Here is a 26,252-nt window from a genome sequence, read left to right as displayed (position 1 = left end):
GCCTCCGCGCCCAGCGGCTCGTCACCGGCGCCGGGTGGTTGCCCGGTGATCGGTGGCAGGGATCGGCAACAGCACGGATCGGCAACGGCACGGATCAGCGGCGCAGGAACAAGCCGCCCTCGGCGATACGCCTGCGGTCCTCCGCGGAGACGTCGGCGTCCGGGGGTGAGAGCAAGAACACCTTGTTGGTGACGCGGTCCATCGAGCCGCGGAGAGCGAACGCGAGCCCCGCGGCGAAGTCGACGACGCGCTTGGCGTCCGCATTGTCCATTTCTGTCAGGTTGATGATCACCGGCGTGCCGTCCCGATAGGCCTCACCGATCTCACGGGCCTCGGTGTAGCTCGTCGGGTGCAGGGTGCGGATCCGGCTCAGCGGGTCCCGGTTCGCCGCAGGCGTGCGCGCGGGCGGCTCCGGCGCCGGGCGCAAGCGGGTGACGGGCTCGGGCTGACGATCGACGGCGAGTGAGCCGTGCACCGGCGACGGCTCCGGGGCCGAACGCCGCGAACGGGCAGGCTCGGGCTCCTCGAACTCGTCCATGACGTGGTACCGCGAGCGCCCCCGGCGCGGCGGCTCGTCGTAATCCGCCTCCCGGTAGTCGCTCCTGCCGCGGTCGTACGCGTCGTAGGAGTCGTAGGCCTCGTAGGCCTCGTACGCGTCCGGGTCGTCGGCATAGCCGCGCCGGTAGTCGTAGTCGTACTCGTCCTCGGCAGGGACCATTCCGAAGTAGGCCTTCAGCTTGTGCAGCGTGCTCATGCCTCTCCCTCGCCCGTACGGCCACGCCCCACCCTTGACGCTGAGTCACCGACGAACGCCACTGTGGGTGAACCTCTCTATGGCGAGGCTAGACCGCGGCCGCCGAGCAATGCGGTTCCGACACGCACACAAGTCGAGCCGTGCGCCACCGCGGCCTCCACATCCCCGCTCATCCCTGCCGAAAGCTCCACGGCGTCGGGATGATCACGTCTCACCCTCGCGTGTGCCTCGGCGAGTCGGGCGAACGCCGGCTCCGGATCCGCGGCCAGTGGAGCGACCGCCATGACTCCCCGCAATCGCAGCGCCTCACTCGAACGAGCAACGACATCGGCCAGCTGCGGCAGATCGCCGAGCGGGCACCCACCGCGCCGCTGCGCGTCCTCGGAGGTGTCGAGGCTCGCCTGCAGCAGGACCTCGAGCGGCCCGGATCGTCGGCCGGCCTCCTGCTCGGTGCGTACCGCCTTGGCGAGCGCCTCGGCGAGGCGTGACGAATCGACCGACTGCACCTCGCTCGCCCAGCCTGCGACCGACTTGGCCTTGTTGCGCTGCAGTCGCCCGACCATGTGCCAGCGCACGGCGGCGCCGGGCCGCAGCCGCGCGACCTCGGCCGCCTTCGGAGCCGCCTCCTGGTCCCGATTCTCGGCCAGGTCCGTCAGACCGAGGTCGACCAGCAATGCGGCATCGGCGGCGGGGAAGGTCTTCGTCACGGCGAGCAACCGGACCTCGTCCGGCTTTCGGCCCGCCGCGGCACACGCCGCGTCGATCCGGCCGCGGACGGCCTCGAGCGACGACGCCAGCTCCGCGCGCCGCTGCTCCGGATTCCGGGGCCCCTCTGCGGTCACGCTCACTCCTCGATCCACGTCAGCGCCGCGATCCGGCCCGAAGGGCGGTCCCTGCGGTGGCTGAACAGCGTGTCGTCCTCCACGGTGCAGCGCGGATCGACGCCGATCCTGCCGACGCCGGCGTCGGCCAACTGTCGCCACAGACCGGCGTGCAGGTCGAGCGCCGCCGTGCCCTTCCTGCTCCGGCATCGGCTACCCGGCAGGTGCGCCTCGACGTCGGCGGCCATGTCGGCAGGCACCTCGTAACAGGAACCGCACACCGCAGGGCCCAGCAGCGCCTCGATCCGCCCCGGTTCGGCACCGACCGAGCGCATCGCGGCCAGCGCGGCAGGCACGACACCCACCCTGGCCCCGACCCGTCCCGCGTGCACGGCGGCCACGACACCTGCCTCGGAATCGCCAAGCAGCACCGGGACGCAGTCCGCGACGAGCACGACCGGCACCACCCCGGGCGTGGCGGTCACCAGTGCATCCGTGGCTTCGGCGGGTTCGGTCTCGGTGCCGTCCACGATCGTCGCCGTGCGCCCGTGGACCTGTTCCATCCACGCGAGGTCGCCCTCGGCCAGGCCCAGTTCGGTGGCCAGCCGCGTGCGGTTGGCACGCACCGCGTCGGGATCGTCTCCGACCTGCAGGCCGAGGTTGAACGAGTCGTACGGGGGTTTCGAGTAACCGCCCGCCCTCGTCGTGATCACGCGCCTGATGCGCACCGATTCGTCCTTTCACTCGGGCTCGGCCGACGGCCCCTGCAGGACCGCCGGCACCGGAGAGCTTACGGAACCCCGACATACGCCGAGGGTCACCGCCCCCTGCCGCGGGAGCGGTGACCCTCGAACGCGAAATGCTGCGAAACGTGCCTCAGCGGCGCATGAACGGTGGGACGTCGACCTCGTCGTCGGCCGGATCCTCCGTCACCGGCTGCGTACCGCCCGGCAGTCCCGTCTGCGGGCGCGGCGCTCCGGGCTGAGCCTGGCCGGATGCCGGGGCTCCCGCCTGCTGCGCGGGTCCCTGCGGTGCGGGCGCCTGCTGGTCGCTCGCCCCAGGCTGGCCACCACCCGGCTGCGGAGCACCGGTCGACTGTGCACCCGATTGCGGAGCTGCGCCGGAACCGTTGGCGTGCGCCGATGCCGCGCCGTTGGCCGGGGTCGCCCCCGGAGCCGACGCGGTCGGCGACTGCTCGGCCGGCCCGCCTGCAGCCGGCTGTGCCGGGTTGGCCTGTGCTCCGGAGATACCGGACTCGGCCGGCGCACCGCCACCCTCGCCCGCTTCGACGGTCGCGGCCGTGCCGTTCGCCGTCAGCGTGCCCGGGTCCAGCTTCTTGTGTGTCGGAGTACCCGCGTCGAAGCCCGCAGCGATCACCGTCACCCGGACCTCGTCGCCGAGCGAGTCGTCGATGATCGTTCCGAAGATGATGTTCGCCTCGGGGTGCGCCGACTCCTGCACCAGCGACGCAGCCTCGTTGATCTCGAACAGACCCAGATCGGACCCGCCCGCGATCGACAGCAGAGCACCGTACGCGCCGTCCATGGATGCCTCGAGCAACGGAGAATTGATCGCCTTCTCCGCTGCCTGCACGGCGCGACCCTCGCCACGCGCCGAGCCGATCCCCATGAGTGCGCTTCCCGCCCCCGACATGACGCTCTTGACGTCCGCGAAGTCGAGGTTGATCAGACCGGGCGTGGTGATCAGATCGGTGATGCCCTGCACACCGGACAGCAACACCTCGTCGGCCGAGCGGAAGGCGTCCATCAGCGAGACACCGATGTCGCCGAGCTGCAGCAGCCGGTCGTTCGGGATGACGATGAGCGTGTCGCACTCGTTGCGCAGCTCCTGTATCCCGTCCTCGGCCTGCTTGCCGCGCCGTTTCCCCTCGAACGAGAACGGACGCGTGACCACACCGATGGTCAGTGCACCGAGCTTGCGGGCGATCTGCGCCACGACCGGGGCGCCGCCGGTGCCGGTGCCGCCGCCTTCGCCCGCGGTCACGAACACCATGTCGGCGCCCTTGAGGACCTCTTCGATCTCGTCGCGGTGATCCTCGGCCGCCTGCTGGCCGACGTCCGGTGCGGCACCCGCACCGAGCCCGCGGGTGAGTTCCCGGCCGATGTCGAGCTTGACGTCCGCGTCGGACATCAGCAGTGCCTGAGCGTCGGTGTTCACCGCGATGAACTCGACGCCTTTGAGGCCGACCTCGATCATGCGGTTCACGGCGTTCACGCCGCCGCCGCCGATACCGACGACCTTGATCACCGCGAGGTAATTGTGCGGGGGCGTCATCGGGTTCGCCTTCCTGATCGTGGTGCTTGTCCCTGGCTCGCGCTGGATGTCGACCTCGAACTCGCGGAAACCCTCAACCTCAAGTTGAGGTTCAGACTTATGTCAACTACCAACGTTGCGGTAGGACGGTAAGCATCGCGCGGGCCCGAATCCAGGCGCCACGCCGCGTGTCGCCGGATGTTTGCACACCTCCGGCGTTATCTCCGCCACCGCACGCCCGGAGCCCGAACCACCCGGACCGCGTTGCCGCACAACGGAAAACGGCCGCCACGCAGTGCAGCCACCCGGTCACGACACGGTCGGCAGTTCGGGGCTCGACACGTCGTACACCTTCCCCGGCCGGGTCATCACCGCGCCGAGGGCTTTCGTCTTGCTGTCACTGTCGGAGGCATCGCCCCACCGCACCGTCTTTCCGCTGCGGAGCGTGAACTCGACGCTGCCCGGCGACTCCGCCCGCCACTGCGTGACCTTGCCCCGCAGCTGTTCCGGCAACGCCTTCCGCACCGAGATCACCGCGCGCGTCTCGGCGTTGTCGGCGCCCACTTCGGACAGCTTGAACTCCGGAAGTCCTTGCGGCCGCTCGGAAATCTCCTTGTACACCACGCCGCCGGAGTCGACGAGGTACAGCGTCGAACCGGTGTCGTACACGCCGGCGGGCGTGCGTTCGGTGACGGCGATCTCGATCGTCGACGGCCACGACCGCGAGACGTCGACCGTCGCGACACCGGGGATCTCGGCGACCCGTCCGGCGATCGCGTCGGTGTCCACCCGGAGCATCGCGCGCTGGTCGGGAACCTCGGCCACCTGCCGCACCCGGCCGGCCTCGACGTCACGATTTCCGGTCACCTCCACCGACCGCACCCCCAGCAACGACGTGAACAGCAGCACGTACACCAGTCCGACCACCGTGAGCACGCTCAGCACCGCGATCCACCGTCGCCGCAGGGCGCGGGCGCGCGACACGATGCCGGCGCCCGCGGGCCCCGCCCGACGTTCCGTTCTCCGGCCCTGTCGCCCCGGCGCGGGCCTGCCGCGCCGCGCCGCTCCGCGATCCGGCTTCGCCGGGCCGTCGTCACCCCGGCGCTGCGCTTGCCGTCTCGTGCCGGTCATGTCCGTGTCCGTTCGCCGCGTCAGGCCCGGCGCCGATCCAACTCGGCGAGGATCTCCGGGCCGAGCTGTGTCACGTCGCCTGCACCCATGGTCACGAGCAGATCACCCGGCTCGACGAGATCGGCCGCGAGCGCGGTGGCGCGGTCGAACGCGGGTTCGTAGTGCACGGTCGCACCGCTGATCCGCTCCGCGATGAGCTCCCCGTTCACCCCCGGTTTCGGCTCCTCCCGCGCGCCGTAGACGTCGAGCAGGATCACCTCATCGGCCAGGTCCAGCGCCTCGGCGAACTCGCTCGCGAACGCCTCGGTGCGGGAATAGAGGTGTGGCTGGAACACGACGACGACCCGGCCGGTGCCCGCGGCGTGCCGCACCGCACGCAGCTGCGCGTCGACTTCGGTGGGGTGATGGGCGTAGTCGTCGTAGACGCGCACGTCGGCGGCACGGCCCTTGAACTCGAACCGCCTGCGCACACCGCCGAACACCGCGAGGCCGGCGAGCATCCCGTCGACCGGCGCGCCCAGCTCCAGACCCGTCAGCAGTGCGGCGACGGCGTTGAACGCCATGTGCTCGCCCGGCACGGTCACCCGCACCTCGAGCTCCTCACCGCCGAGCGCGAGCCGCACCGTGCCGCCTTCTTCGGCCGGCTCGTAGGCCACGACCTGCGCGTCGTGCTCACCGGTCGCCGACCGGCCGTACCGCAGCACGCGCACCCCGGCCGCCTCGGCGCGGCACGCCAGCTCGGCCGCGGCCGCGTCGTCGGCGCACACCACGAGCGCGCCCCCCGGCGCGATCCGCCCGAGGAATTCGGTGAACACGGCCATGTAGGCGTCGACGGTGCCGTGGTGGTCGAGGTGGTCGGGTTCGACATTCGTCACGACCGCCACGTCCGGCGTGTAGCTCAGGAACGAACCGTCGCTCTCGTCGGCCTCCGCGACGAACACACCACCTTCGCCGTGGTGTGCGTTCGCACCGGACTCGTTGAGATCGCCGCCGATCGCGAACGACGGGTCGAGCCTGCAGTGCTGCAGTGCGACCGTCAGCATCGACGTCGTCGACGTCTTGCCGTGGGTGCCCGCGATGCACGCGACACGGTGACCCTCCATCAGCGCGGCGAGGGCCTCGGCGCGATGCAGCACCGGAATGCCGCGTGCGCGCGCGGCCACCAGTTCGGGGTTGTCGTCGCGGATCGCCGTCGACACGACCACCGCGGTCGGTTCTGCACCCGCGAGGACGAGGTTCTCCGCGGCCTGCCCGACGGCGATGTGCCCGCCCTGGGCCCGCAGCGTCAGGAAGGCCCGCGACTCCTTCGCGTCGGAACCGGACACCTGCGCACCGCGCGCCAGCAGGATGCGCGCGATACCGCTCATACCTGCGCCGCCGATCCCGATGAGGTGCGCCCGCTGCAGCACCTCGGGCGGACGCGCCACGACGGCGTTCATGCCGGGCTCCTCGGGTGTGTCAACTGCCATCGCCATGTCCCCCGGCCTCCAAGACCATCCGCGCCAGCGTTTCGTCGGCCGAGCCGTGCCCCAGCCCGACCGCGGCCGCACTCATCTTCGCGAGCCGCTCGGCGTCGGTCACCACCGGGACCACCTGCTCGGCGATCGATTCCGGGGTCAGCGCCTCGTCCTCGACCAACAGCCCGGCCCCGGCCTGCACCGCGGGTTCGGCGTTGAGCGCCTGCTCACCGTTGCCGTGCGGCAGCGGGACGAACACCGCGGGCAGGCCGACCGCCGACACCTCGGCGACCGTCATCGCCCCCGACCGGCACAGCACCAGGTCGGCCGCGGCGTAGGCGAGGTCCATCCGTTCCAGGTACGGCACCGGCACGTACGGCGGAGCGCCGGGGAACTCGCGCACCGCGACCGAGTTCTTTGGACCGTGCGCGTGGAGCACCCCCACACCGGCCTCGGCGAAGGTCCGGGCGGCCCCGGACACGGCCTCGTTGATCGACCTCGCGCCCTGCGAACCGCCGAAGGCGAGCACGGTCGGGGCGTCGGGGTCGAGTCCGAAGTGGGCCCGGGCCTCGGCGCGCAGCGCGGCGCGGTCCAGTGACGTGATCGAGCGCCGCAGCGGGATGCCGACGACCTCGGCGCCCGGCAGCGGTGTTCCCGGCACGGCGGCGGCGACCTTCGCGGCGAGGCGGGCGCCGATCTTGTTGGCCAGGCCCGGGTGTTTGTTGGCCTCGTGCACGACGATCGGGGTCCGCCCGCGTGCGGCCAGGTAGGCGGGCAGCGCGACGTAGCCGCCGAACCCGACGACGACGTCGGCGCCGACACGGTCGAACACCTCGCGCGTGCGCTTGACGGAATCGCGCACCTTCAACGGGAGCCGCAGCAGCTCGGGCGTGGGTTTGCGGGGCATCGGCACCGGCGGGATCAGCTCGAGCGGGTACCCGCGGTCCGGTACCAGCGTGGTCTCCAGGCCGCGCTCGGTGCCCAGCGCGACCACTCGCGCATCCGGCCGGAGCCGCGTCACCGCGTCGGCCAGCGCGAGCGCGGGTTCGATATGGCCGGCCGTGCCGCCCCCTGCGACGACGACCGTCGGTGCGGTGCGTGCCGGCGTCGTCTGCTCCGCACCGGTGTCGGGCTGGCTCACCTGCGTCCTCTCCGTGTCGATCGGCTGGTTCCCGTTGAGCGATCCGGTTTCGAGCTGCGTGGTCGGTCACGCCCCGGCTCGCCGCGGGCGCGGCGACCGTGCTCCGGCGCCGCGCTCCGCCCCGGCACCGCACTTCGCCCCGGCGCCGCGCTCCGCCGTTCGGACGCTGTCGACGAGCGTGCCCCGCGGGTTGCGGGCCTGCCGGTCTTGGCATCCGAGGAACGCGAGCCGTTCTGGCCGCGGCCGCCGCCCCGGGCCCCGCCACGCCGGGTGGCGGGCGGCCGGTACGGCGCCGGTGCCGGCAACCGCATCAGGCGCCCGAACTTACCCGGCCCCTGGGTTCGCAACGCCGCGACGGCCTCCGGTTCGTGCCGCGCGCAGTTGGCGAGCAGGCCGAACAGCAGCATCGTCACCAGCAGCGACGTGCCGCCGTAGGAGATCATCGGCAGCGTCACGCCCGTGACGGGCAGCAATCCGACGACGTAGCCGATGTTGATGGCCGCCTGCGACACGATCGACACCGTCAGCGTCCCGGCGACGATCCGGATCCAGGGGTCCAGGTTACGCATCGCGATGCGCAGGCCGACGAAGGTCAGCAGGCCGAACAGGCCGATCACGCCGATACAGCCGACGAAGCCGAGTTCTTCGCCGATCAGGGCGAAGATGAAGTCGTGCTGCACGTTCGGCAGGTACATCCATTTCGACTGGCCCTGCCCGAGGCCCTTGCCGAGGAGTCCGCCGTCGGCGAGCGCGTACAGCGCCTGGTTGGCCTGCATCCCCTTGCCGAGCGGATCGGCGTCGGGATTCAGGAACGTCATGACGCGATCGAGCCGGTAGTCGGCGATCAGCGCCAGCGTCACCGCGGCCGCGATGCCCGAGGCCAGCACGATGCCGAACAGGCGTTTCGGCGCGCCCGCGAACCACAGCAGCGCGATGAGCACGATGCCGAGCGGCACCGTGCCGCCGAGGTCCGGCTGGGCCATGACCAGTGCACACATCAGCAGCGCCGCGGGCACCACCGGCACCAGCAGGTGCCGCCACTGGTGCAGCACCTGGTATTTGGTCACCAGGATGTGGGCGCCCCACAGCGCGAGCACGACCTTGCCGAGCTCCACGGGCTGCAGCGACAGCGGCCCGACCGCGAACCAACCCTGCGAACCGTTCCGCTCGGTGCCCAACGGGGTGAGCACGAGAGCCAGCAGGCCGAGCACGACGACCATCGCGGCGGACGAGAGCATGCGGATCCGCGGCAGCGGAATGCGCACGCCGAGCCAGAACACGACCGCGCCGATGGCCACGAACACCAGGTGCCGCTGGAACAGGGCGTAGACGCTGCCCGCATTGCCCGGGTCGTACGACGACACCGACGACGCCGACAGCACCATCACGGTGCCGATCACCACGAGCAGCCCGCACACCGCGAGGATCAGGTGGAAGTCGGCCAACGGGCGCGACAGCCACGCGGTCAGCGCGGTGCGGACGGCCGTCAGTCCGCGTTCGGTGCGTTTCGTCCGGTTGCCGCCCTCGCTCCGCCGGGCGGAGCCGGCGGAACCGGATCGGCCCTCGTCAACCGCCGTCACCGAGGCGTTCCCGTCTCAGCACGTCGACGGCCGCCGTGAACGCCTCACCCCTCGCCGCGTAGTCGCGGAACATGTCCAGCGACGCCGCCGCGGGTGCCAGCACCACCGTGTCGCCCGCCTCCGCGAGCGCGTGAGCCGCGTTCACCGCCGATGTCATGGGCTCATGGTCACCCGGATCGACACGTGTGACGGGAACATCGGGCGCGTGTCGCGCAACAGCGGCGCCGATCACGTCCGCGTCGACCCCGAGCAGGACCACACCGCGTAGTCGCGCCGCCACGCCCTCGACGAGGTCGTCGACGGACGCGCCCTTGAGCTGGCCGCCCGCGACCCAGACGACACCGTCCTGTGCGAGCAGGGAGCCGGTCGCGGCGTGCGGGTTGGTGGCCTTCGAATCGTTGACGTAGCGCACCCCGTCGACCTCACCCGCGACGACGGCGCGGTGGGCGCCGGGCGCGAAGGTGCGCAGACCTTCCGAGACGGCGGCGGACGGGACGCCGCAGGCACGTGCGAGAGCGGCGGCGGCGAGGGCGTTGGCGACGTTGTGCGGTCCCATCGGACGGATGTCGCCGAGCGTGGCCAGTTCCTCGGCACCCTGCGCCGGATCGCCGACATAGGCGCGGTCGACGAACAGGTCTCGGGCGATGCCGAGTTCACCGGGCCACGGGGCGTCGAGGCGGAACCCGATCCGGCGCGCGCCGTCGGGCGCGTACTCGTCGGCGAGGCGCTGCGACCACGCCTCGGCCACGTTGTGCACGACCGTCGCCGAGCGCGCGTGCACGCTGCCCTTGGCGGCGGCGTAGGCCTCGAGACCACCGTGCCAGTCGAGATGGTCCTCGGCGACGTTGAGCACCACGGACGCGCGAGGGGCGAGAGTGGACGACCAGTGCAGCTGGAAGCTGGACAGCTCGACGGCCAGTACGGCGTGCCCCGCGCGAACGGCGTCGAGCACGGCGAAGCCGACGTTACCGCAGGCCACGGCGTCCACGCCGGCCGCGCGCAGTACCGACTCGAGCATGCCGACGGTCGTGGTCTTGCCGTTGGTGCCGGTCACGACGAGCCAGGTGGGCGGGCGCTCCCGCTGCTGCCCGAGTCGCCAGGCCAGCTCGACGTCGCCGATCACCTCGATGCCCGCCTCGGCCGCCGCCGCCAGCAGTGGCGCGGTCGGCCGCCAGCCGGGACTCGTCACGACCAGCTCGGTGCCCTCGGGCGGGGCGTCGAGCCCGGGTTCCAGTGCGGCGCCGAGACCGTCGAGTTCGGCGAGCCGCTGGGCGTCGCCGTCCGTCACGGTCACGTCGGCGCCGAGTTCGGTCAGCGCCTCGGCCGCCGACCGGCCGGTCACCCCGGCGCCCGCGACGAGGACACGTGTTCCCGCCAACTTCACGGGTCAGCCTCCGCCGAGTCCGAGCTGTTCGCTGTAGAACAAGCCGAGGCCGAACATGCAGCACACGGCCGCGAGCAGCCAGAACCGGATGATCACCGTCGTCTCGGCCCAGCCGGAGAGCTCGAAGTGGTGATGGAACGGCGCCATCCGGAACAGCCGCTTGCGGGTGGTGCGGAAGACGGCGATCTGCAGCACGACCGACACCATCTCGACGACGAACAGGCCCCCGATGACGATGGCGAGCAGCTCGGTGCGCGTGGTCATCGACAGGCCCGCGATGAGACCACCGAGGGCGAGCGATCCGGTGTCGCCCATGAAGATCTTCGCCGGTGCGGCGTTCCACCACAGGAACCCGACGCAGCCACCTGCCGCGGCGGCGGCCACCACGGCGAGGTCGAGCGGATCGCGAACGTCGTAACACGCGGCCTGCGGCGTCTCGACACAGCTGAGCCGGGCCTGCCAGAACGCGATCACCACGTACGTGACCAGCACCATCGCTCCGGCGCCGCCGGCGAGGCCGTCGAGCCCGTCGGTGAAGTTCACCGCGTTCGACCACGCCGAGATCAGCAGGTAGCAGAACAGGATGAACACCGGGACCGGGAAGAAGATCAGTGACAGGTCCCGGACGTACGAGAGGTGCTGCGAGGCGGGCGCCAGTCCGTTGTCGTTGACGAACTGCAGCGCGAGGATGCCGAACACGACCGCAACGAGGAGCTGGCCGACCAGCTTGGCCGTCTTGTTGAGGCCGAGATTGCGCTGTTTGCGGATCTTGATGAAGTCGTCGAGGAAGCCCACGATGCCGAGCCCGACGGACAGGAACAACACGAGCAGACCGGACGCCGTCGGCCCCGAGTTCGCCGAACCGCGGAACACGTCGACCAGGTGCGCCACGGCGTACGCGACGACCATCGCGACGATGATCGCCACACCGCCCATCGTGGGCGTGCCGCGTTTCGAACGGTGACCCTCGGGCCCCTCTTCACGGATCTCCTGCCCGAAACCCTGTTTCGAGAACTGCCTGATCAGATACGGCGTGAACAGGATGGAGATCAGCAGCCCCACCGAGGCCGCGATCAGGATGCTGATCACTCGGTGCCCTCCAGCAGCGCGTCGGCCACCCGCCACATCTCGGCGACCTTGGAGGCCTTGACCAGGACCACGTCGTCGGAACGCAGCTCGTCGCGCAGCAGTGCGACGGCCGCGTCGGTGTCGGGAACCAGAACCGACTCCTCTCCCCAAGAACCTTCATGGCTGGCACCGGTGTGCATCGGGGCGGCCGCGTCTCCGACCACCACGAGCCTGCTGATGTTCAGGCGCACCGCGAGCCTGCCGATCTCGTCGTGCGCGGACACGCTATCGGTACCCAGTTCGCCCATCTCCGACAGGACCGCCCATGATCGTCGGCCCGCAGGCCGGGTCATCGACGCGAGGGTCTTGAGCGCCGCCTTCATCGACTCCGGGTTGGCGTTGTAGGAGTCGTTGAGCACCGTGACGCCGTCGTCGCGCGTGGTGACCTCCATGCGCCGGGAGGACCGCCGCTCGGCACCGGACAGGCGCTCGGCGACCTCGGCGACGGGCGTACCGAGCTCGAGCGCGATCGCCGCGGCGGTGAGGGCGTTGCCGACGTGGTGCTCCCCGTGCAGCGACAGCGTCACGTCGGCGGTGCCCTGCGGGGCGGCGAGCCGGAACGACGCCCGCGCCTGGTCGTCGAGGCGGACGTCCTCGGCCCGCACCGTCGCCCCGGGGCTCTCGCCGACGAACACGACGCGCGCCGGGGTGCGGGAGGCCATGGCGGCGACCAGCGGGTCGTCGGCGTTGAGCACGGCCACGCCGTCGGCGGGCAGCGCCTCGACCAGCTCGCCCTTCGTCTGCGCGATGCCCTCGCGGGAGCCGAACTCGCCGACGTGGGCGGTGCCGACGTTGAGCACCGCCCCGATCGTCGGGGGCGCGATCCGCGCCAGTTCGGCGATGTGCCCGGGCCCGCGGGCCGACAGCTCCAGCACGAGGTTGCGGGTCGAGGAGTCGGCCCGCAGTGCGGTCCACGGATGACCGAGCTCGTTGTTGAACGACCCGGGCGGCGCGATCGTCGGCCCGAGCGGTTCGAGCAGCTGGGCGATGAGGTCCTTGGTGGAGGTCTTGCCGGACGAGCCGGTGACGCCGACGACGGTCGTCCCGCCCTCGGTCAGCCGCGTGACGACGTGCCGGGCGAGCGTGCCGAGCGCGGCGAGCACCGCCGCGCCCGATCCGTCGCTGTCGCCCGCCAGCGCCATCGCGTTCGCGTGCGCATCCGCGACCGGCGGGGCGATCACGGCGGGTGCGTCGACCTCACGGCCCGCGAGCACGCCCGCGGCACCGTCGGCGACGGCCTTCGCCGCGAACTCGTGCCCGTCGACCCGCTCGCCGGGCAACGCGACGAACAACCCACCGTCGGTGAGCCTGCGGGAGTCGAATTCCACCGACCCCGTCACGCGCTCGGTACCGTCGGCCCGGTGCAGCCGGCCGCCGGTCACCTCGGCGATCTCGGCCATGCTCATCTCGATCACACGCTCACCTCGAGTCTGTCGCGGATGGCGGCCGCGAGCTCATCCCGGTCGGAGAAGGGATGCACCACGCCCGCGATGTTCTGGCCGCTCTCGTGTCCTTTGCCCGCCACGAGCACGACGTCCCCGGGACCGGCCGCGGCGACCGCCGCGGCGATGGCCTCCCTGCGGTCGCCGATCTCGCGGATCTCACCGGCCTCGGCCGGGTCCACGGCCCGGGCGCCCACCAGCGTCTCGGCGCGGATCGCGGCCGGGTCCTCGCTGCGAGGGTTGTCGTCGGTGACGATCACCAGTTCGCTGCCGCGCGCCGCCGCCTCGCCCATGATGGGCCGCTTCGCGGTGTCGCGATCGCCACCGCACCCGAGCACCGTGATGATGCGCCCTTGCGTGCGCGCGCGCAGTGCTTGCAGCGCCTGCGTGACGGCGGCCGGCTTGTGCGCGTAGTCGACGACCGCGGCGAACGGCTGGCCCAGCGCGACACGTTCCATCCGGCCCGGCACCTCGACCGAAGCCAGGCCCGCGACGATCGCGTCGAGGGAGACGCCCGCCGTGTCCAGGATCGCCGCGGCCAGGGTCGCGTTGGCGACGTTGAACTCACCCGGCAGCGGGATGCCGGCGCGGGCGGTGCGCCCGTCCGGCGCGTGGAGGGTGAAGGCCTGTTCTCCCGTCGGCATCGCGGCGATGTCGCTCGCCCGCCATGCGGCGTCGGCGTCCGCCTCCGTCCCGACCGTGATCGTCTGCGGCGTGACGAGCGCGCGGCCCCACTCGGCGTCGGTGACCACGACCTCGCTCGTCGACCGGCCGTCGAACAGCAGCGATTTCGCGGCGAAGTAGTCGTCCATGTCGCGGTGGAAGTCGAGATGGTCCTGCGACAGGTTGGTGAACGCACCGACCGTGAACCGCGTGCCGTTCACCCGGCCGAGGCTCAGCGCGTGGCTGGAGACTTCCATCGGCACGTGCGTCACGCCCTGTTCGACCATGAGCGCGAACAGGGCCTGCAGATCGGGTGCCTCCGGCGTGGTGAACGCGCTGGCGAGCCGTTCGCCCGACACCCGGGTCTCGACCGTTCCGATGAGACCGGTGGTGTGGCCCGCCGCGCGCAGTCCCGCCTCCACGAGGTACGTCGTGGTCGTTTTGCCCGACGTGCCCGTGATCCCGAGGACGTTGAGGGTCAGCGACGGTTCGCCGTAGATCCAGGCGGCGATCTCGCCGAGCACCGCGCGCGGCTCGGAGTGCACGAGCACGGGCAGGTCGGTCTCGGCGATCACGGGGCGTTCGGCGCCGGCCTCGTCGGTGAGGATCGCGGCCGCACCCGCGGCCATGGCGCCTGCGGCGAAATCCGCGCCGTGCACGTGTGCGCCCGGCAGCGCGGCGAACAGGTCGCCGGGTCGCACGTCCTGTCCGCGCAGCGTCGCTCCCGTCACCATGACCTCGGGCGCCGACGGGTCGGCCAGCAGCCGGGATCCGGAGCGCGCCACGAGCGTCGTCACGGGAACCGGTTCGGTGTACGCGGGCCGCGGCGGCCCGGAACGACCGGGCGGCGCCGCGGACGCATCACCGGGCACTGGGCCGGGCGCGCCGGACGCGGTGATCCCGGGCTCGTCCTTGTTGACAGACACGCGGGAAGGTTACCCACGCCCGCGCCGTCACTCCTCAGCGGTCACCGGCAGCCGCCGATCCCCGACGTCGCCGGTGCCGGTGCCGGTGCCGGCGAGGTCCTCGGCGGCCAGGTGGCCGAACACCATCGCCGGTCCGATCGTGGCCCCGGGACCGGCGTAGGTACGGCCCATCACGGCGGCGGTGGTGTTGCCCGCCGCGTAGAGCCCGTCGATCACCGAGCCGTCCTCACGCAGCACGCGGGCTCGCGTGTCCGTGCGCACCCCGCCCTTCGTGCCGAGATCACCCGGGACCATCCTCACGGCGTAGAACGGCGCCTGGTTCAGTTCGCCGAGACTGGGATTGGGCCGGTTCCGGGGGTCGCCGTAGTAGTGGTCGTAACGGCTGCGGCCCCGGCCGAACTCGGTGTCCTCGCCCGCCCTGGCATACCCGTTGAACCGGGCCACCGTGGCTTCGAGCTCCCGGGCGGGCACACCCATCTGCTCGGCCAGCGCGCCGACCGACGATGCCTGCACCACGATGCCGTGCTTGTACCAGCGTCCCGGGAGGGCCTGCCGCGGGCCGAGTCCGGTGAACATGTAGCGGTTGCGGTACCGCTGGTCGAACACCAGCCAGGTCGGGATGTTCTCCCCCGGACCGTCACCGCGGCCCTGGTCGCCGCCGTACATGGCGTGCACGGCGTCCACGTAGGGCGCCGACTCGTTCACGAACCGGCGACCGCGGTCGTTCACCATGATGCTGCCGGGCCGGGATCGCTCGGCCAGCGCGAACCACGGTCCGCCCGGCAGCGGGATCGACGGGCCCCACCAGGCGTCGTCCATCAGGTCCACCGCCGCACCCACGGCCGTCGCCGCGGTGATGGCGTCGCCGGTGTTGGCCTCGGCGCCGACCGTCCACTCCGTCCCGATGGGAGCCCGCTGGCACCGCTCGCGCATCGCCGCGTTGTGCTCGAACCCGCCTGCGGCGAGCACCACTCCGCGCCGGGCGCGCACCACGGCCTCCTCCCCGTCCCGGTCGACGACGACGCCGGTCACCCGGTCGCCGTCGGTCTCCAGGCGCAACAGCGGCCGGTTGAGCCTGACCTCGCCGCCGGCGCGGCGAACGCCGATCCGGAGCGCGGCGGCGATCGCCTGTCCCATGACCAGCTGGCGCTTGCCCAGCAGCAGACCGCCCAGCCAGCGCATGCCGAGGCTCAGCAACGTCAGCAGGCCCCGCGGGTGGCGTGCGATCAGGCTCAGCCACCGGTAGTCGGCCTGGCCGAGCGGCACGCCGAGCGGCGGCGCGCTGTACGGCGGCTCGAGCCTGCTCCGGTCCTCGCCGAGCAGCCGGGCGTCGACGGGTTTCGGCTCGGCGGAACGACCGGCCGCCCTGCCGCCGGGCACTTCGGGATAGTAGTCGGAGTAGCCGCGCACCCAGCGCAACCGCAACGGCGTGACCGCTTCCACGAAGGACAGTACTGCCGGGCCGTGCGCGAGATACGTGTCGATGCGCTCCGGTTCGGCCGCCTCGCCCACGATCGCGTGCAGGTACTCCCTGGCGGCCGCCGGCGTGTCCGGCACCCCCGCGCGCTGCAGCGCGTCGTTGCCGGGAACCCACACGCCACCGCCGGAACGGGCCGTCGACCCGCCGAACGCCCCGGCCTTCTCGAGCACCACGGTCGACAGCCCGAGATGCGCCGCACGCAGCGCCGCGGTCAGCCCGGCGGCGCCGCTGCCGACCACGACGACGTCGATCTCCTCGACCTCGCCGTCATCACCCGCGGGTGTGCTCGGCTGCTCGCCCGTCACGCGGAATCCTCCAGCGACAGCGCGGCCTTCGGGCACGACTCGACGGCCTGCAGGATCCGGCCGCGGTTCTCGGCGTCCGGGTCGGCCTTGAGAATCAGGTTCTCGTCCTCGTCCAGCTCGAACACGTCGGGTGCGACGGCCTCGCAGATTCCGTTGGACTCACACAGATCCCAGTCGACGACGATCCTCATGCCTGTTCCTCCTGAAATCGCTTCTCGGTCAGTGCGGCCGCCACGCGGCGCCCGGAGAACACGCAGTCCGCAATGGACAGCCCGCTCACGTAGGACTCCGAGCACACGCCGACGGCGTTGCGGCCCGCGGCGTACAGCCCCGGTACGGCCGAGCCGTCGTCGCGGGTGACGGCGCCGGTCGATTCGTCGACGGCCAGCCCGCCGAGCGTGATCATCGGGATCGGGAAGGCCGGCTGCGTCCGGATGGAGCAGTCGATCGCGTGGAACGGGCCGTCCGACAGCGGGCGCACGTGTGCCGGATCCTTGCCCATCCGGTCGTGACCGGCGGCGGCGCCGGCGTTGTACTCCTCGATCGTGTGTGCCAGCCCGTCCGGGTCGATGCCGCGCCTGCGGGCGAGTGCCGGCAGATCGTCTCCGGAAACGTGGCCCAGCCGCAGCACGTACTCGGCCTGCAGTCGCTGGAACCACAGGGTCTGGGACGGGGCCTGCCGGAGCGCCTCCGCGCGGATGCGGGCGTCGACGATCAGGTACGCCTCCGCGCCGGGCTGGCGCGCGACGTGGTCACCGATGCGCGCGCCGTAGTAGGCCTCGTTGCAGATGCGCTCGCCGCGGTTGTTGACGAGCACCCCGTCGACCATCGCCAGCGGCGGGTTGAAGAACCGCCACGCCGACACCCGGTGCATCCGGTCGGTCCGCCCGCCCACGGACTCCCCGAGCGCGATGCCGCTGCCGTCGTCACCGATCGTGCCGAGCGAGGATCCCCGGCGATAGGCGGGTGCGTGCTCGGCCACGAGCGACCGGTTGAACACGAACCCGCCGGCGGCGAGGACGACACCGCGGCGGGCGCGGAACCGCCGCACCTCGCCGTGCCTGCGTTCCAGGCTCGCGATCGGCCCGTCGAGCATCCGGCCCAGCGGGCGGTAGTAGATGTTGAGCTTGCGGTTCGCCGCCGACAGCGCCCGGTGCAGCCGGCGCGGAAGGGGCCTGCGGAGTTCGGTGGCCTCCACGCCGACGACGCAGTCGTCGGCGGTGACGAGCCCGGTGGCCCTGGTCCGGGTGCGCACCGCGATCGGCCTGCGCGCCACGGCCCGGCGCAACGCCGCGAACAACGGTTTGCCGGACACGCCCTTGCCCTTGGCGCGGTGCCCGCGCGGTGCGGGTGCCGCGGCGTCGGAGAACGGCGGGGCGAGCTCGTTGCCCGAGTAGTACAGGTAGTGCTCGTTGGTGGGATACGACGTCTTGCGCGGCGCCATGCTGCCGTCGAACGGCACGCCGTGCTGCTCCAGCCAGCGCAGGTTGTCGAGGCTCTGCGCGCAGAACCGCGACAGCGTCTCGTCGGAGACGGCGCCGCCGGTCTCGAGCCGGAGGTAGTCGAGCATCGCGCCGGTGCTGTCCTCGAACCCCGCGGCCCGCTGGTACGGCGTGCCGCCCCCGGCGTAGACGACGCCGCCGCTGAGGGCGGTCGCGCCGCCGCCGTCGAACCGGTCGAGGACGAGCACGTCGGCACCGTGGTCGGAGGCGTCGACGGCGGCACACGCCCCTGCACCCCCGAGGCCGACGATCACGACGTCGGCCTCGGCATCCCATTCCCGGTGCGGCATCGCAGGCTCCTTCCGGCGGGCGGATCGCCCTCACATGATGCAGATTTCTGAAACATGTTTCAACTCATGGCCGAAGCCGAACGTGGTGGTCGATACCGAACTCGACCACGCCGCCACACCCGGACAGCATCGTGTTCCAACCGCGGTGACACCGCTGTTGAGCCCGCGGCGGCGCGCGCCTACAGTCCCGGCATGCCCGCTGCCACGGCCATGCCACCCGAGCTGCTGACCGCCGCGATCGACGCCCCCGGCTTCATGCCGACCGACGAGGGCCTCGTCCTCTACGACGCACTGCACGAGACGGCGACCACCCGGCACGGCGACGCCGGCGAGGCCCCCGTGGCCGTGGAGATCGGCAGCTACTGCGGCAAGTCGACAGTGTTCCTGGGCGCGGCCGCGCGGGAGACGGGCGCACGGGTCGTGACCGTCGATCACCACCGCGGCTCCGAGGAACACCAGCCCGGTTGGGAGTACCACGACCCCGGCCTCGTCGACCCGCACACCGGCAGGCTCGACACGCTGGGCGCCTTCCGCCGCACCATCGCGAGCGCCGGACTGGAGGAGACCGTCGTCGCCGTCGTCGGCCGCTCGCCGGAGGTCGCGGCGCTGTGGCGCACCCCCGCCGACCTGGTGTTCATCGACGGCGGCCACACCGAGGAGGCCGCCGAGGCAGACCTCGCCGGCTGGGCGCCCTGGGTGCGGCCTGGCGGACTGCTGGCCATCCACGACGTGTTCCCCGACCCGCGCGACGGCGGCCGCCCGCCGTTCCACATCTTCCGCCGGGCGCTGGCCTCCGGACAGTTCGCCGAACACGCGGCGACCGGTTCGATGCGGCTGCTGCGGCGGATCGCCGGTCAGCCGGGCACACCCGTCACATAGGTGTCACAGCAGCCGGCGCCGACCGACGCGAGTCCCGCGGGGAGGCCGTCGCCGCGGAAGATCGCCGACGACGGCGTGGTGCGCGACAGCGCATCGGCTGCCAGGATCACCGCCGCGCCGGTCCACGTCGTCCGTTCCTCCGGCCAGCGCTTGCCGTCGGTGACGACGTGGCCCGTCCAGTACGAGCCGTCCGGATCGCGCAGATGCTGCATGGCCGCCAGCAGCTCCCGTGCCGGCGCGGCCTCGCCAAGCGCATCGAGACTGAGCACGAGTTCACAGGTCTCCGCTCCGGTGACCCACGGCCGGTCGTCGACACACCGCGCGCCGAGCCCGTCGACGACGAAGTCCCGCCAGCGCCCGCGGATCCGGTCGAGCCCGGCGCGCCCGCGGACGGCGCCCCCGAGCACCGGGTAGTACCAGTCCATCGAGTAACGGCTCTTGTCCGCGAACGCCTCGGGGTGGGCGCGCAGCGCGTGGCCGAGCCTGCCCAGCGCGACCTCCCAGTCCGGCTGCGGCCGTTCGACGTACTCGGCCAGCGCGAGCGCGCATCGCAGGCTCTGATGGATGCTCGCGCAGCCCGACAGCAACGCCTCACCGGCCCACACACCGCCGGCGCCGCGCGCCCAGGCGACCTCGCCGCGTTCGGCCTGCGCCTCCAGCACGAGGTCGACGGCGGCGCGCACCACCGGCCACATACGACGGGCGAAGTCGTCGTCGCCGGTGCAGGTCAGGTGATGCCACACGCCGACAGCCACGTAGGCGCAGAAGTTGGTGTCGGTGACCGGATCCTCGACGCGGCCGCCGACGAGCTTCGCGGGCCAGGAACCGTCGCTGCGCTGGGTGCAGCGGCACCAGTCGTAGGCGGCGGCAGCCTCGTCGTGGAGCCCGGAGGCCGTCAGCGCCATGGCGGATTCGACGTGGTCCCACGGGTCGGTGTGCCCGCCGGGAAACCACGGAACGGCACCGGAACTCTCCTGCACCGCGGCGATCGACCGCGCCGTGGCGGCCATCTCGGACGCGGTCAGGACGCCGGGGACCTCGGGCAGGTCAGTCCGCGGCACCGGCGACCCCCTGCCCACCACCGGTCCCGCCGTCCCCGGCTGCGGCCTCGTCCCCGGCCGCGCCCTCGTCCTTGACCGCGCCCTCGTCCTTGACGCTGTACAGCGCGAGGCTCTTGCCGAGCACGGGGTCGAGCAGCCGCTCGGCGGTGCGCGTCGGCCAGGGGGCGCGCAGCATGTCCCACACCAGCAGCCGGTGGTACGCCTTGACCAGCGGATTGTCGTCGTTGTCGGGTCCGACGGCGCACTTGAGCCACCAGTACGGCGCGTGCAGTGCATGGGCGTGCTCGGCGGCGACGGGCCGCAGCCCGGCGGAGCTCAGCTTGCCGCGCAGTTCGTCGCCCCGGTAGATGCGCACGTGCCCGCCCTCGACCTCGTGGTAAGCGTCCGAGAGCAGCCAGCACACGCGTTCCGGCAGCCACCGCGGCACCGTGACGACGACGGACCCGCCGGGCCGCGCCACGCGCACCAGCTCGGCGATCGCCCGCTCGTCCTCGGGAACGTGCTCCAGGATCTCGGAGGCGATCACGCAGTCGAACGTCCCGTCCGGGAACGGCAGCCGCAGCGCGTCGCCCGCCACCGTGGTGGCCGCCGCCCCGTCGGGCACCTGCCCTTCGGCCGACATCGCGGCGAACATCGTCTCGACCTCGGCGAGCTCGGACTTGTCCTGATCGAACGCCACGACGTCGGCGCCCCGCCGGTAGGCCTCGAACGCGTGCCTGCCCGCACCGCAGCCGACGTCGATCACCGTCGCATCCGGTCCCACCCCGATGCGGTCGAAGTCCACCGTCAGCATCTATTCCGCCTTTCGCCGTGTCCGGTCGATCACCTCGCGGTATGCATCCACTGTGGACGCCGCGACGGATCGCCAGCTGTATCGTTCGAGGGCCCGCGCCCGTCCCGCCTCGCCGAGTCGGCCGCGCAGACCCCGGTCGTCGAGCACCGTGGCCAGTTCCCGCGTCAGCGCCTCGGTGTCGCCGGGTGGCACCAGCCGGGCGCAGTCGCCCACCACCTCCGGCAGCGCGCCCGCGCGGCTCACCACCAGGGGCGTGCCACACGCCATCGCCTCGACCGTCGGCAGCGAGAATCCCTCGTAGAGCGACGGCACGCAGGCCACCTCCGCGGAGGCCAGCAGACCGGCCAGCTCGTCATCGGCCAGTCCGTGCACCGCGCGCACGACGTCACCGATCGCCAGTTCGTCGATGAGCCGCCTGGTCGGCCCGTCCTCGGCGAGCTTGCTGACCAGCACCAGCTCCACGTCCCGTTCCGCCCGGAGCTTCGCCACCGACTCGAGCAGGTGGCGGACGCCTTTCAACGGCACGTCGGCACTGGCCACGGCCACGATGCGCCCCGGCACCCGATCCCGGGCCGGGCGGAACAGCTCCGTGTCGACGCCGAGCGGGATCGTCGTGAGCCGCTCGTCCGGCACCCGGAAATCCTCGGCGATGTCGCCCGCCGACGCCTGCGACACGGTGATCAACCGCGGAAGCCGCCGGGCCACCCGCGCCTGCATCGTCACGAAGCCGTACCAGCGGCGGACCGCGAGCCTGCGCCGCCACGGCGCCGCGGCCAGGTCGGCGATCCGGTCGCGGGTGATCGGATGGTGCACCGTCGCCACCAGGGGCAGACCCGCGCGCTGCAGGCCGAGCAGGCCGTAGCCGAGGCACTGGTTGTCGTGCACGACATCGAAGTCGGCCGCCCGGTCCCGGAGCAACCGCGCAGCGCGCAGGCTGAACGTCAGCGGCTCGGGGAACCCGGCCGTCCACATGGCGCCGGTCTCGAGCAGGTCGATCGCGTCGCGGTACTCGCCGAGCCGCGGGGTGCGGAACGGATCCGGCTCGCGGTACAGGTCGAGGCTCGGCACCGGCGTGAGCCGGACCGGATCGTCGAGATCCGGATACGGCTGCCCGGACAGCACCTCGACGTCGTGCCCGAGCTCGGCCAGCCCACGGCTGAGGTGCCGTACGTACACGCCCTGCCCGCCGCAGTGCGGCTTGCTCCGGTAGGACAACAACGCGATCCGCATCCGCTCACCTCACCCGCGTTCGCCGGACGACCGCCCTGATCATCGAGCACGATGACAACATGTTTCATTTCCCGCCAACGTCCGGCCCTCCTGCCCTGCTCACCCACCGCCCTGACCTGCGCACTCGGCGGCAGGGTCACGTCGGCGACATCCGGGAGATGCGCCAGGTCCCGTCCACCCGCACCGCCTCGACATCGATCCACACCGCATCCGAACTGCGCGGACGCATATCCTCGCCCAGGACGCGCTGATCGGCCAGTACGAGCAGTTCCGCCCGGTCCGCGTGCAGACTGCGCACCCCGACCGAGCGGACCGTCGTCGACTGCACGGTGCCGGACTCACCTCCGCGCCCGCCGTCCGCGTCACTGTCCGATCCGTCGCGGAGCCGGGCGAACGTCGCGTCGTACTCCCGGCGCGCCTTTCCGGTCAGCACCCGGTCGGCGGCCCGCTCGGTGCGCGCGAGGTCACCGCGGTCGTAGGAGAACACGGCCGTGACGGCGGCATCGATCTCCTCCGCCAACTGCTGCGTCCGCGCTGCGTCGACGTGGGCCACGTCGTCCGGTGCCGCATCCACCGAGCGCATGCCCAGCCAGACCGCGCCGGCCGTGGCGACGACACACACCGCGGCGAGGACGGCCAGCACCGTGGCTCGCCGCGTCGCCGGAACCTTCGTCCCGGCCGACGCGTCGTCGGCTGTGCCGCGGCCCCCGGTCGCAAGGTCCTGCCCGGCCGCACGCTCGTCGTCGAGGGCATCCTCGTCCTCGGCGTCCCGCCGGTCGCGGCCTCCCCGATCCTCGCCGTCGTCCCCGGGCTCCGCATCGGTTTCCGTGCCGGGCATCTCGCCCTCGCGATCGCCGGGTTCCCGCCCGGTCCGCCGCGTCATGATCCCACCGCCTGCACGTCCGACACGGTCCACCGGTCCCCCTTCCGCGTCAGCGACGCGATCAGCGTGCTGCGCCGCTGCTCCGTACCGACGTCGGTGTCCACGACCGCCAGCAGCCGCGCCGTCCCGCCCTCGACGTCCAGTTCGGACAGGGCGGAGCGGGTCACCGTTGCCGTGGCGACGGTCTCGTTGCTGCGGGCGCGGTCGATGTGCCGTTTCCGGTCGCCCGTCAGCCTGCCGTGCAGGGCGCCGGAGGTCACCCGTGCCCACGCGTCGAGGTCCGATGCGGCGGTGCGGTGATCGATCGTGTGGAGCACCTCCAGTGCCCGGGTGCTCTCCCGCACGGCGGCGTCACGGGCGGCGGCCGTGCTGGCGGGCTCGCTGTGGGCCACCGCCCACCAACGCCAGCCCAGACCGGCACAGGTTGCGGTCGCGATCACGGCGACGGCCAGCAGCACCGTGACGGTGCGGTCCCGGGCCACCCGGCGCAGCAGCGGTACCGGCCTCATCCGTCCACCCCCAGCAGGCCGCCCAGCCCGCCGCCGGACGCCCCGGAGTCCGCCGGATCGCCCCGGTCCGAATCACGCTGGTCGGAGTCACGCTGGCCGGAATCGCCGGTGGCCGAGAAGTCGAGCAGCCCGGGCAGTCCGCCGGACCGTTCCCCACGTCCCTCCTGGTTCCCGCGTCGTGCCGCCTCCCGGTCGGTGCCACCGCCGGAGTCACCACTCGCGTCCCCGTCACCACCCGGCACCTGCACCTGCTCGCCCGCCACCGGCGCGTTCTGTGCACCGCGGACGCTGCTCGGACTCCCCGGAGGTTCCGCGCAGTAGGCCTCGGTGTTGGGCTCGATGTCGCGCGTGTCGTTCGCAGTGCGGCGCTCGGTGCCCTCGTAGCCCTTGGTGCAGCCGTGCGGGTCGAAGAACGTGGGCACGAAACCGAGGTGCCCTTCGCCGTTGGACACGACCGAACGGGAGAAGCCGGACACCATCGGCAGCGCCACCAGCATGTGCTCGAGCGCATCGGTGCGCGGCTCGAGCACCTGCGAGGTCGTGAGCAGATTCGCGATCAGCACCGACAGGCTCGTCCCGGACTCGTCGAGCAGTGCCGAGATCTCGCGGCTCGCCGCAGGTGCCCGGTCGATGACGCTGCGCAGATCGGAATCGGACTTCTTCAGCTGCGCGGCGATGTCGCGGAAGCCACCGGCGATCGAACGCAGCTGCTCGGCGTTCCGGCGCTGGGTGTCGAGCACCGTGCGGCTCTGCCGCAGCAGTTGCGCCGTCTGCGGCAGGTTCTCCCCGGCCTCGGCGGTGAGCGAACCCGCCGAATCCAGCAACCGCCCCAAGTCGGGCCCCACACCGGTGAAGGCGGTGTCGAGTTCGTCGACGACCGTCCGCAACGACTCCGGGTCCACACTGGACACGAGACGGTTCAGGTTTCCCAGTAGCTGTCCGGGCGGTACCGGTGTGCCGGTCCGGGAACTGTCGATCGTCGAACCGTGTTCGAGATACGGTCCGTCGCCCGACCGGGGCCGTAAATCGACATATTGCTCGCCGACGGCGGACCGGTTGGCGACAACGGCACCGGCGTCCGCGGGAATGTCCGGCGAGTCGCTGTCGATGTCCAGGTCGACGGTCACCCCGCTTCCTTCGAGGCCGATATCGGCCACCCGGCCGACCGTCACACCGCGGTAGGCGACCTCGGCGTTCTCGAAGATGCCACCCGACTCGGCGAGCTGGACGTGGACGACGTACCCGCGGTTGCCGAACAACCGGTCCAGCCCGGCATACGTGCCACCCGCGTAGCCGACGGCCAGCAGCGAAATGAGGCCGAACGCGACAAGCTGCACGCGGTTCTTGCGTTCCAGGCGCATCAGCCACCTCCCAGCAGTCCGCCGAGCAGGCCGTCGAAGCCCCCGCCCGCGCCGGACCGGCCCTGCCCGCCGTCCGGCGGCGAGGCGGTCAGCGGTTGCGAGGAACCCGGCAACGGCAGCGGCGGCGGGCTGTCCCCGTCGTTGAACGGAATCGCCCCATCGGCGCCTGTGCCGTCGTCGTCCGGGAGCTGCACGGCGGATCTGGGTGCATTGACGATGTTCTCCAGGATCGCGTCGAGCTGCAGATCCAGCCGCACGCTCACGTTCGCGTAATCGCCCTGCATGATCGACTCCCCGAACACCGGAATCGGATAGCTCGGCAGCAGCTGCATCGCCTTCGGCAGATCGGCACCGGTCTCGGCCAGTTTCTCCAACGTCGGCGTGAGCGCCTGCAGGTTCGCGACGAGGCTCTGCTTGCTCGCATCGATCACGCGCGTGCCGGTCCCCGACAGCTCCCGCAACGACGTCAGCATGCCGACCAGCTGCTTCCGTTGGCCGGAGACGACCTTCAACCCGGGTTCCAGGTGCTCCAGCGCCGTCGCCAGGTGTCCGCGCTGTGTCGACAGGGTGCTCGACAGCCGGTGCACACCGTCGATGGCCCGTACGATGTCGCCACGCTGGTTGTCCAATGTGGTCGCCAGTTCGTCCACCCGCGTCAGCAACGCCCTGATCTCCGGTTCGTTCCCGCTCAGCGCATCGTTGAGTTCACCGACGATGTCCCGGATCTGTTCCACTCCGCCACCGTTGAGCAGCAGCGACAGCGCACCGAGCACCTCCTCCACCTGCGGATTGCGGTTCGTCCGGTCGAGTGGGATCACGTCGCCGTCGCCGAGCGTTCCCGTGCCGCCGTCGCCGGGCGGACGCAGCTCGACGAACTTCTCGCCGAGCAGACTCGACTGGCGCAACTCCGCCACCGCATCGGCGGGCAGGCCGATGTCCCCGTTCACGGCGAGATCGGCCAGCGCGGTCTTCCCGTCCTCGGCGAGGCGCACCCGCTCCACTCGCCCGACCGCGACGTCGTTGACCTTCACCGCCGCCTGCGGCACGAGGTCGAGCACGTCCTGGAACCGCACGGTGATCCGGTACGGCCGGTCGCCGAGGTCGGCACCACCGGGAAGCGGCGCGTTGTACAGCCCCGAGAACCCGCCGTCGCCACAGCCTGCCACCAGCAACAGCAGGGACACCAGTGTCACGTGCACGGCCCGGCGCATCCGCCCGGGACGTGCTCGACCCGGCCTGCGCTCCGCCGCTGTCACTG

At 71.9% G+C, this 26,252-nt stretch carries 23 protein-coding genes; 1 reads left to right on the top strand and 22 read right to left on the bottom strand.

Annotated features, from left to right (window positions below):
• Positions 1 to 94 precede the first annotated feature (94 nt).
• The 15 genes from LY41_RS12225 to LY41_RS12155 all read right to left on the bottom strand — a co-directional run bounded on the left by LY41_RS12225 (position 95) and on the right by LY41_RS12155 (position 18,278).
• Positions 95 to 754, bottom strand: a complete 660-nt coding sequence (locus LY41_RS12225) for a cell division protein SepF (RefSeq protein WP_253863981.1) — start codon at positions 752 to 754, stop codon at positions 95 to 97.
• 77 nt (positions 755 to 831) lie between these two features.
• Complete coding sequence (locus LY41_RS12220; protein WP_253863980.1) at positions 832 to 1,596, bottom strand: YggS family pyridoxal phosphate-dependent enzyme; 765 nt, start codon at positions 1,594 to 1,596, stop codon at positions 832 to 834.
• Positions 1,597 to 1,598: 2 nt separating this feature from the next.
• The gene (gene pgeF, locus LY41_RS12215; protein WP_253863979.1) at positions 1,599 to 2,303 is read right to left on the bottom strand and encodes a peptidoglycan editing factor PgeF; all 705 of its coding nucleotides are present in this window, start codon (positions 2,301 to 2,303) and stop codon (positions 1,599 to 1,601) included.
• A gap of 148 nt (positions 2,304 to 2,451) precedes the next feature.
• Positions 2,452 to 3,870, bottom strand: a complete 1,419-nt coding sequence (gene ftsZ / locus LY41_RS12210; protein WP_253863978.1) for a cell division protein FtsZ — start codon at positions 3,868 to 3,870, stop codon at positions 2,452 to 2,454.
• A gap of 288 nt (positions 3,871 to 4,158) precedes the next feature.
• Entirely contained in the window at positions 4,159 to 4,980 is an 822-nt protein-coding gene (locus LY41_RS12205) for a cell division protein FtsQ/DivIB (RefSeq protein ID WP_253863977.1), read from the bottom strand.
• Positions 4,981 to 5,000: 20 nt separating this feature from the next.
• Positions 5,001 to 6,449: a UDP-N-acetylmuramate--L-alanine ligase gene (gene murC / locus LY41_RS12200; RefSeq protein ID WP_372493209.1), complete on the bottom strand. Its 1,449-nt coding sequence runs from the start codon at positions 6,447 to 6,449 to the stop codon at positions 5,001 to 5,003.
• Complete coding sequence (murG, locus tag LY41_RS12195; RefSeq protein WP_253863976.1) at positions 6,439 to 7,578, bottom strand: undecaprenyldiphospho-muramoylpentapeptide beta-N-acetylglucosaminyltransferase; 1,140 nt, start codon at positions 7,576 to 7,578, stop codon at positions 6,439 to 6,441. The genes murC and murG overlap by 11 nt, the downstream gene beginning before the upstream one ends.
• Positions 7,575 to 9,158: a putative lipid II flippase FtsW gene (gene ftsW, locus LY41_RS12190; protein WP_372493207.1), complete on the bottom strand. Its 1,584-nt coding sequence runs from the start codon at positions 9,156 to 9,158 to the stop codon at positions 7,575 to 7,577. Before ftsW ends, murG begins: the two co-directional genes overlap by 4 nt.
• Entirely contained in the window at positions 9,145 to 10,542 is a 1,398-nt protein-coding gene (gene murD / locus LY41_RS12185) for a UDP-N-acetylmuramoyl-L-alanine--D-glutamate ligase (RefSeq protein ID WP_253863975.1), read from the bottom strand. Before murD ends, ftsW begins: the two co-directional genes overlap by 14 nt.
• Positions 10,543 to 10,545: 3 nt before the next feature.
• Positions 10,546 to 11,631 carry a phospho-N-acetylmuramoyl-pentapeptide-transferase gene (gene mraY, locus LY41_RS12180; RefSeq protein ID WP_253863974.1) on the bottom strand — a complete coding sequence of 362 codons (1,086 nt, stop codon included), beginning with the start codon at positions 11,629 to 11,631 and terminating at the stop codon, positions 10,546 to 10,548.
• Positions 11,628 to 13,085 (bottom strand): UDP-N-acetylmuramoyl-tripeptide--D-alanyl-D-alanine ligase, encoded by a 1,458-nt coding sequence (locus tag LY41_RS12175; RefSeq protein WP_253863973.1) that lies wholly within the window; start codon positions 13,083 to 13,085, stop codon positions 11,628 to 11,630. The genes mraY and LY41_RS12175 overlap by 4 nt, the downstream gene beginning before the upstream one ends.
• Positions 13,082 to 14,647, bottom strand: coding sequence for a UDP-N-acetylmuramoyl-L-alanyl-D-glutamate--2,6-diaminopimelate ligase (locus LY41_RS12170; RefSeq protein ID WP_253864104.1), 1,566 nt, complete (start codon positions 14,645 to 14,647; stop codon positions 13,082 to 13,084). The genes LY41_RS12175 and LY41_RS12170 overlap by 4 nt, the downstream gene beginning before the upstream one ends.
• 81 nt (positions 14,648 to 14,728) lie before the next feature.
• On the bottom strand, positions 14,729 to 16,486 hold the full coding sequence (gene kstD / locus LY41_RS12165) for a 3-oxosteroid 1-dehydrogenase (RefSeq protein WP_253863972.1): 1,758 nt from the start codon (positions 16,484 to 16,486) through the stop codon (positions 14,729 to 14,731).
• The gene (locus LY41_RS12160; protein WP_253863971.1) at positions 16,483 to 16,677 is read right to left on the bottom strand and encodes a ferredoxin; all 195 of its coding nucleotides are present in this window, start codon (positions 16,675 to 16,677) and stop codon (positions 16,483 to 16,485) included. The genes kstD and LY41_RS12160 overlap by 4 nt, the downstream gene beginning before the upstream one ends.
• Entirely contained in the window at positions 16,674 to 18,278 is a 1,605-nt protein-coding gene (locus LY41_RS12155; protein ID WP_253863970.1) for an FAD-binding protein, read from the bottom strand. The genes LY41_RS12160 and LY41_RS12155 overlap by 4 nt, the downstream gene beginning before the upstream one ends.
• A 192-nt stretch (positions 18,279 to 18,470) precedes the next feature.
• Between LY41_RS12155 and LY41_RS12150 the strand changes: the two genes are divergently transcribed.
• Positions 18,471 to 19,157 (top strand): class I SAM-dependent methyltransferase, encoded by a 687-nt coding sequence (locus LY41_RS12150; protein ID WP_253863969.1) that lies wholly within the window; start codon positions 18,471 to 18,473, stop codon positions 19,155 to 19,157.
• Here LY41_RS12150 and LY41_RS12145 read toward each other — a convergent pair.
• The 7 genes from LY41_RS12145 to LY41_RS12115 form a co-directional block, all read right to left on the bottom strand.
• Positions 19,133 to 20,218 carry a prenyltransferase gene (locus LY41_RS12145; RefSeq protein ID WP_253863968.1) on the bottom strand — a complete coding sequence of 362 codons (1,086 nt, stop codon included), beginning with the start codon at positions 20,216 to 20,218 and terminating at the stop codon, positions 19,133 to 19,135. The genes LY41_RS12150 and LY41_RS12145 overlap by 25 nt on opposite strands.
• Positions 20,205 to 21,011: a class I SAM-dependent methyltransferase gene (locus tag LY41_RS12140; RefSeq protein WP_253863967.1), complete on the bottom strand. Its 807-nt coding sequence runs from the start codon at positions 21,009 to 21,011 to the stop codon at positions 20,205 to 20,207. The genes LY41_RS12145 and LY41_RS12140 overlap by 14 nt, the downstream gene beginning before the upstream one ends.
• Positions 21,012 to 22,241 (bottom strand): glycosyltransferase family 4 protein, encoded by a 1,230-nt coding sequence (locus tag LY41_RS12135; protein WP_253863966.1) that lies wholly within the window; start codon positions 22,239 to 22,241, stop codon positions 21,012 to 21,014.
• A gap of 136 nt (positions 22,242 to 22,377) precedes the next feature.
• Positions 22,378 to 23,124 carry a hypothetical protein gene (locus tag LY41_RS12130; RefSeq protein WP_253863965.1) on the bottom strand — a complete coding sequence of 249 codons (747 nt, stop codon included), beginning with the start codon at positions 23,122 to 23,124 and terminating at the stop codon, positions 22,378 to 22,380.
• Entirely contained in the window at positions 23,121 to 23,633 is a 513-nt protein-coding gene (locus LY41_RS12125) for a hypothetical protein (RefSeq protein WP_253863964.1), read from the bottom strand. Before LY41_RS12125 ends, LY41_RS12130 begins: the two co-directional genes overlap by 4 nt.
• The gene (locus tag LY41_RS12120) at positions 23,630 to 24,994 is read right to left on the bottom strand and encodes an MCE family protein (protein WP_253863963.1); all 1,365 of its coding nucleotides are present in this window, start codon (positions 24,992 to 24,994) and stop codon (positions 23,630 to 23,632) included. Before LY41_RS12120 ends, LY41_RS12125 begins: the two co-directional genes overlap by 4 nt.
• The gene (locus LY41_RS12115) at positions 24,994 to 26,205 is read right to left on the bottom strand and encodes an MCE family protein (RefSeq protein ID WP_253864103.1); all 1,212 of its coding nucleotides are present in this window, start codon (positions 26,203 to 26,205) and stop codon (positions 24,994 to 24,996) included. Before LY41_RS12115 ends, LY41_RS12120 begins: the two co-directional genes overlap by 1 nt.
• Positions 26,206 to 26,252: the final 47 nt, after the last annotated feature.

The sequence above is a fragment of the Prauserella halophila genome (assembly GCF_024171895.1).
GTDB lineage: Bacteria > Actinomycetota > Actinomycetes > Mycobacteriales > Pseudonocardiaceae > Prauserella > Prauserella halophila.
This window is presented reverse-complemented; position numbering and strand designations above follow the sequence as displayed.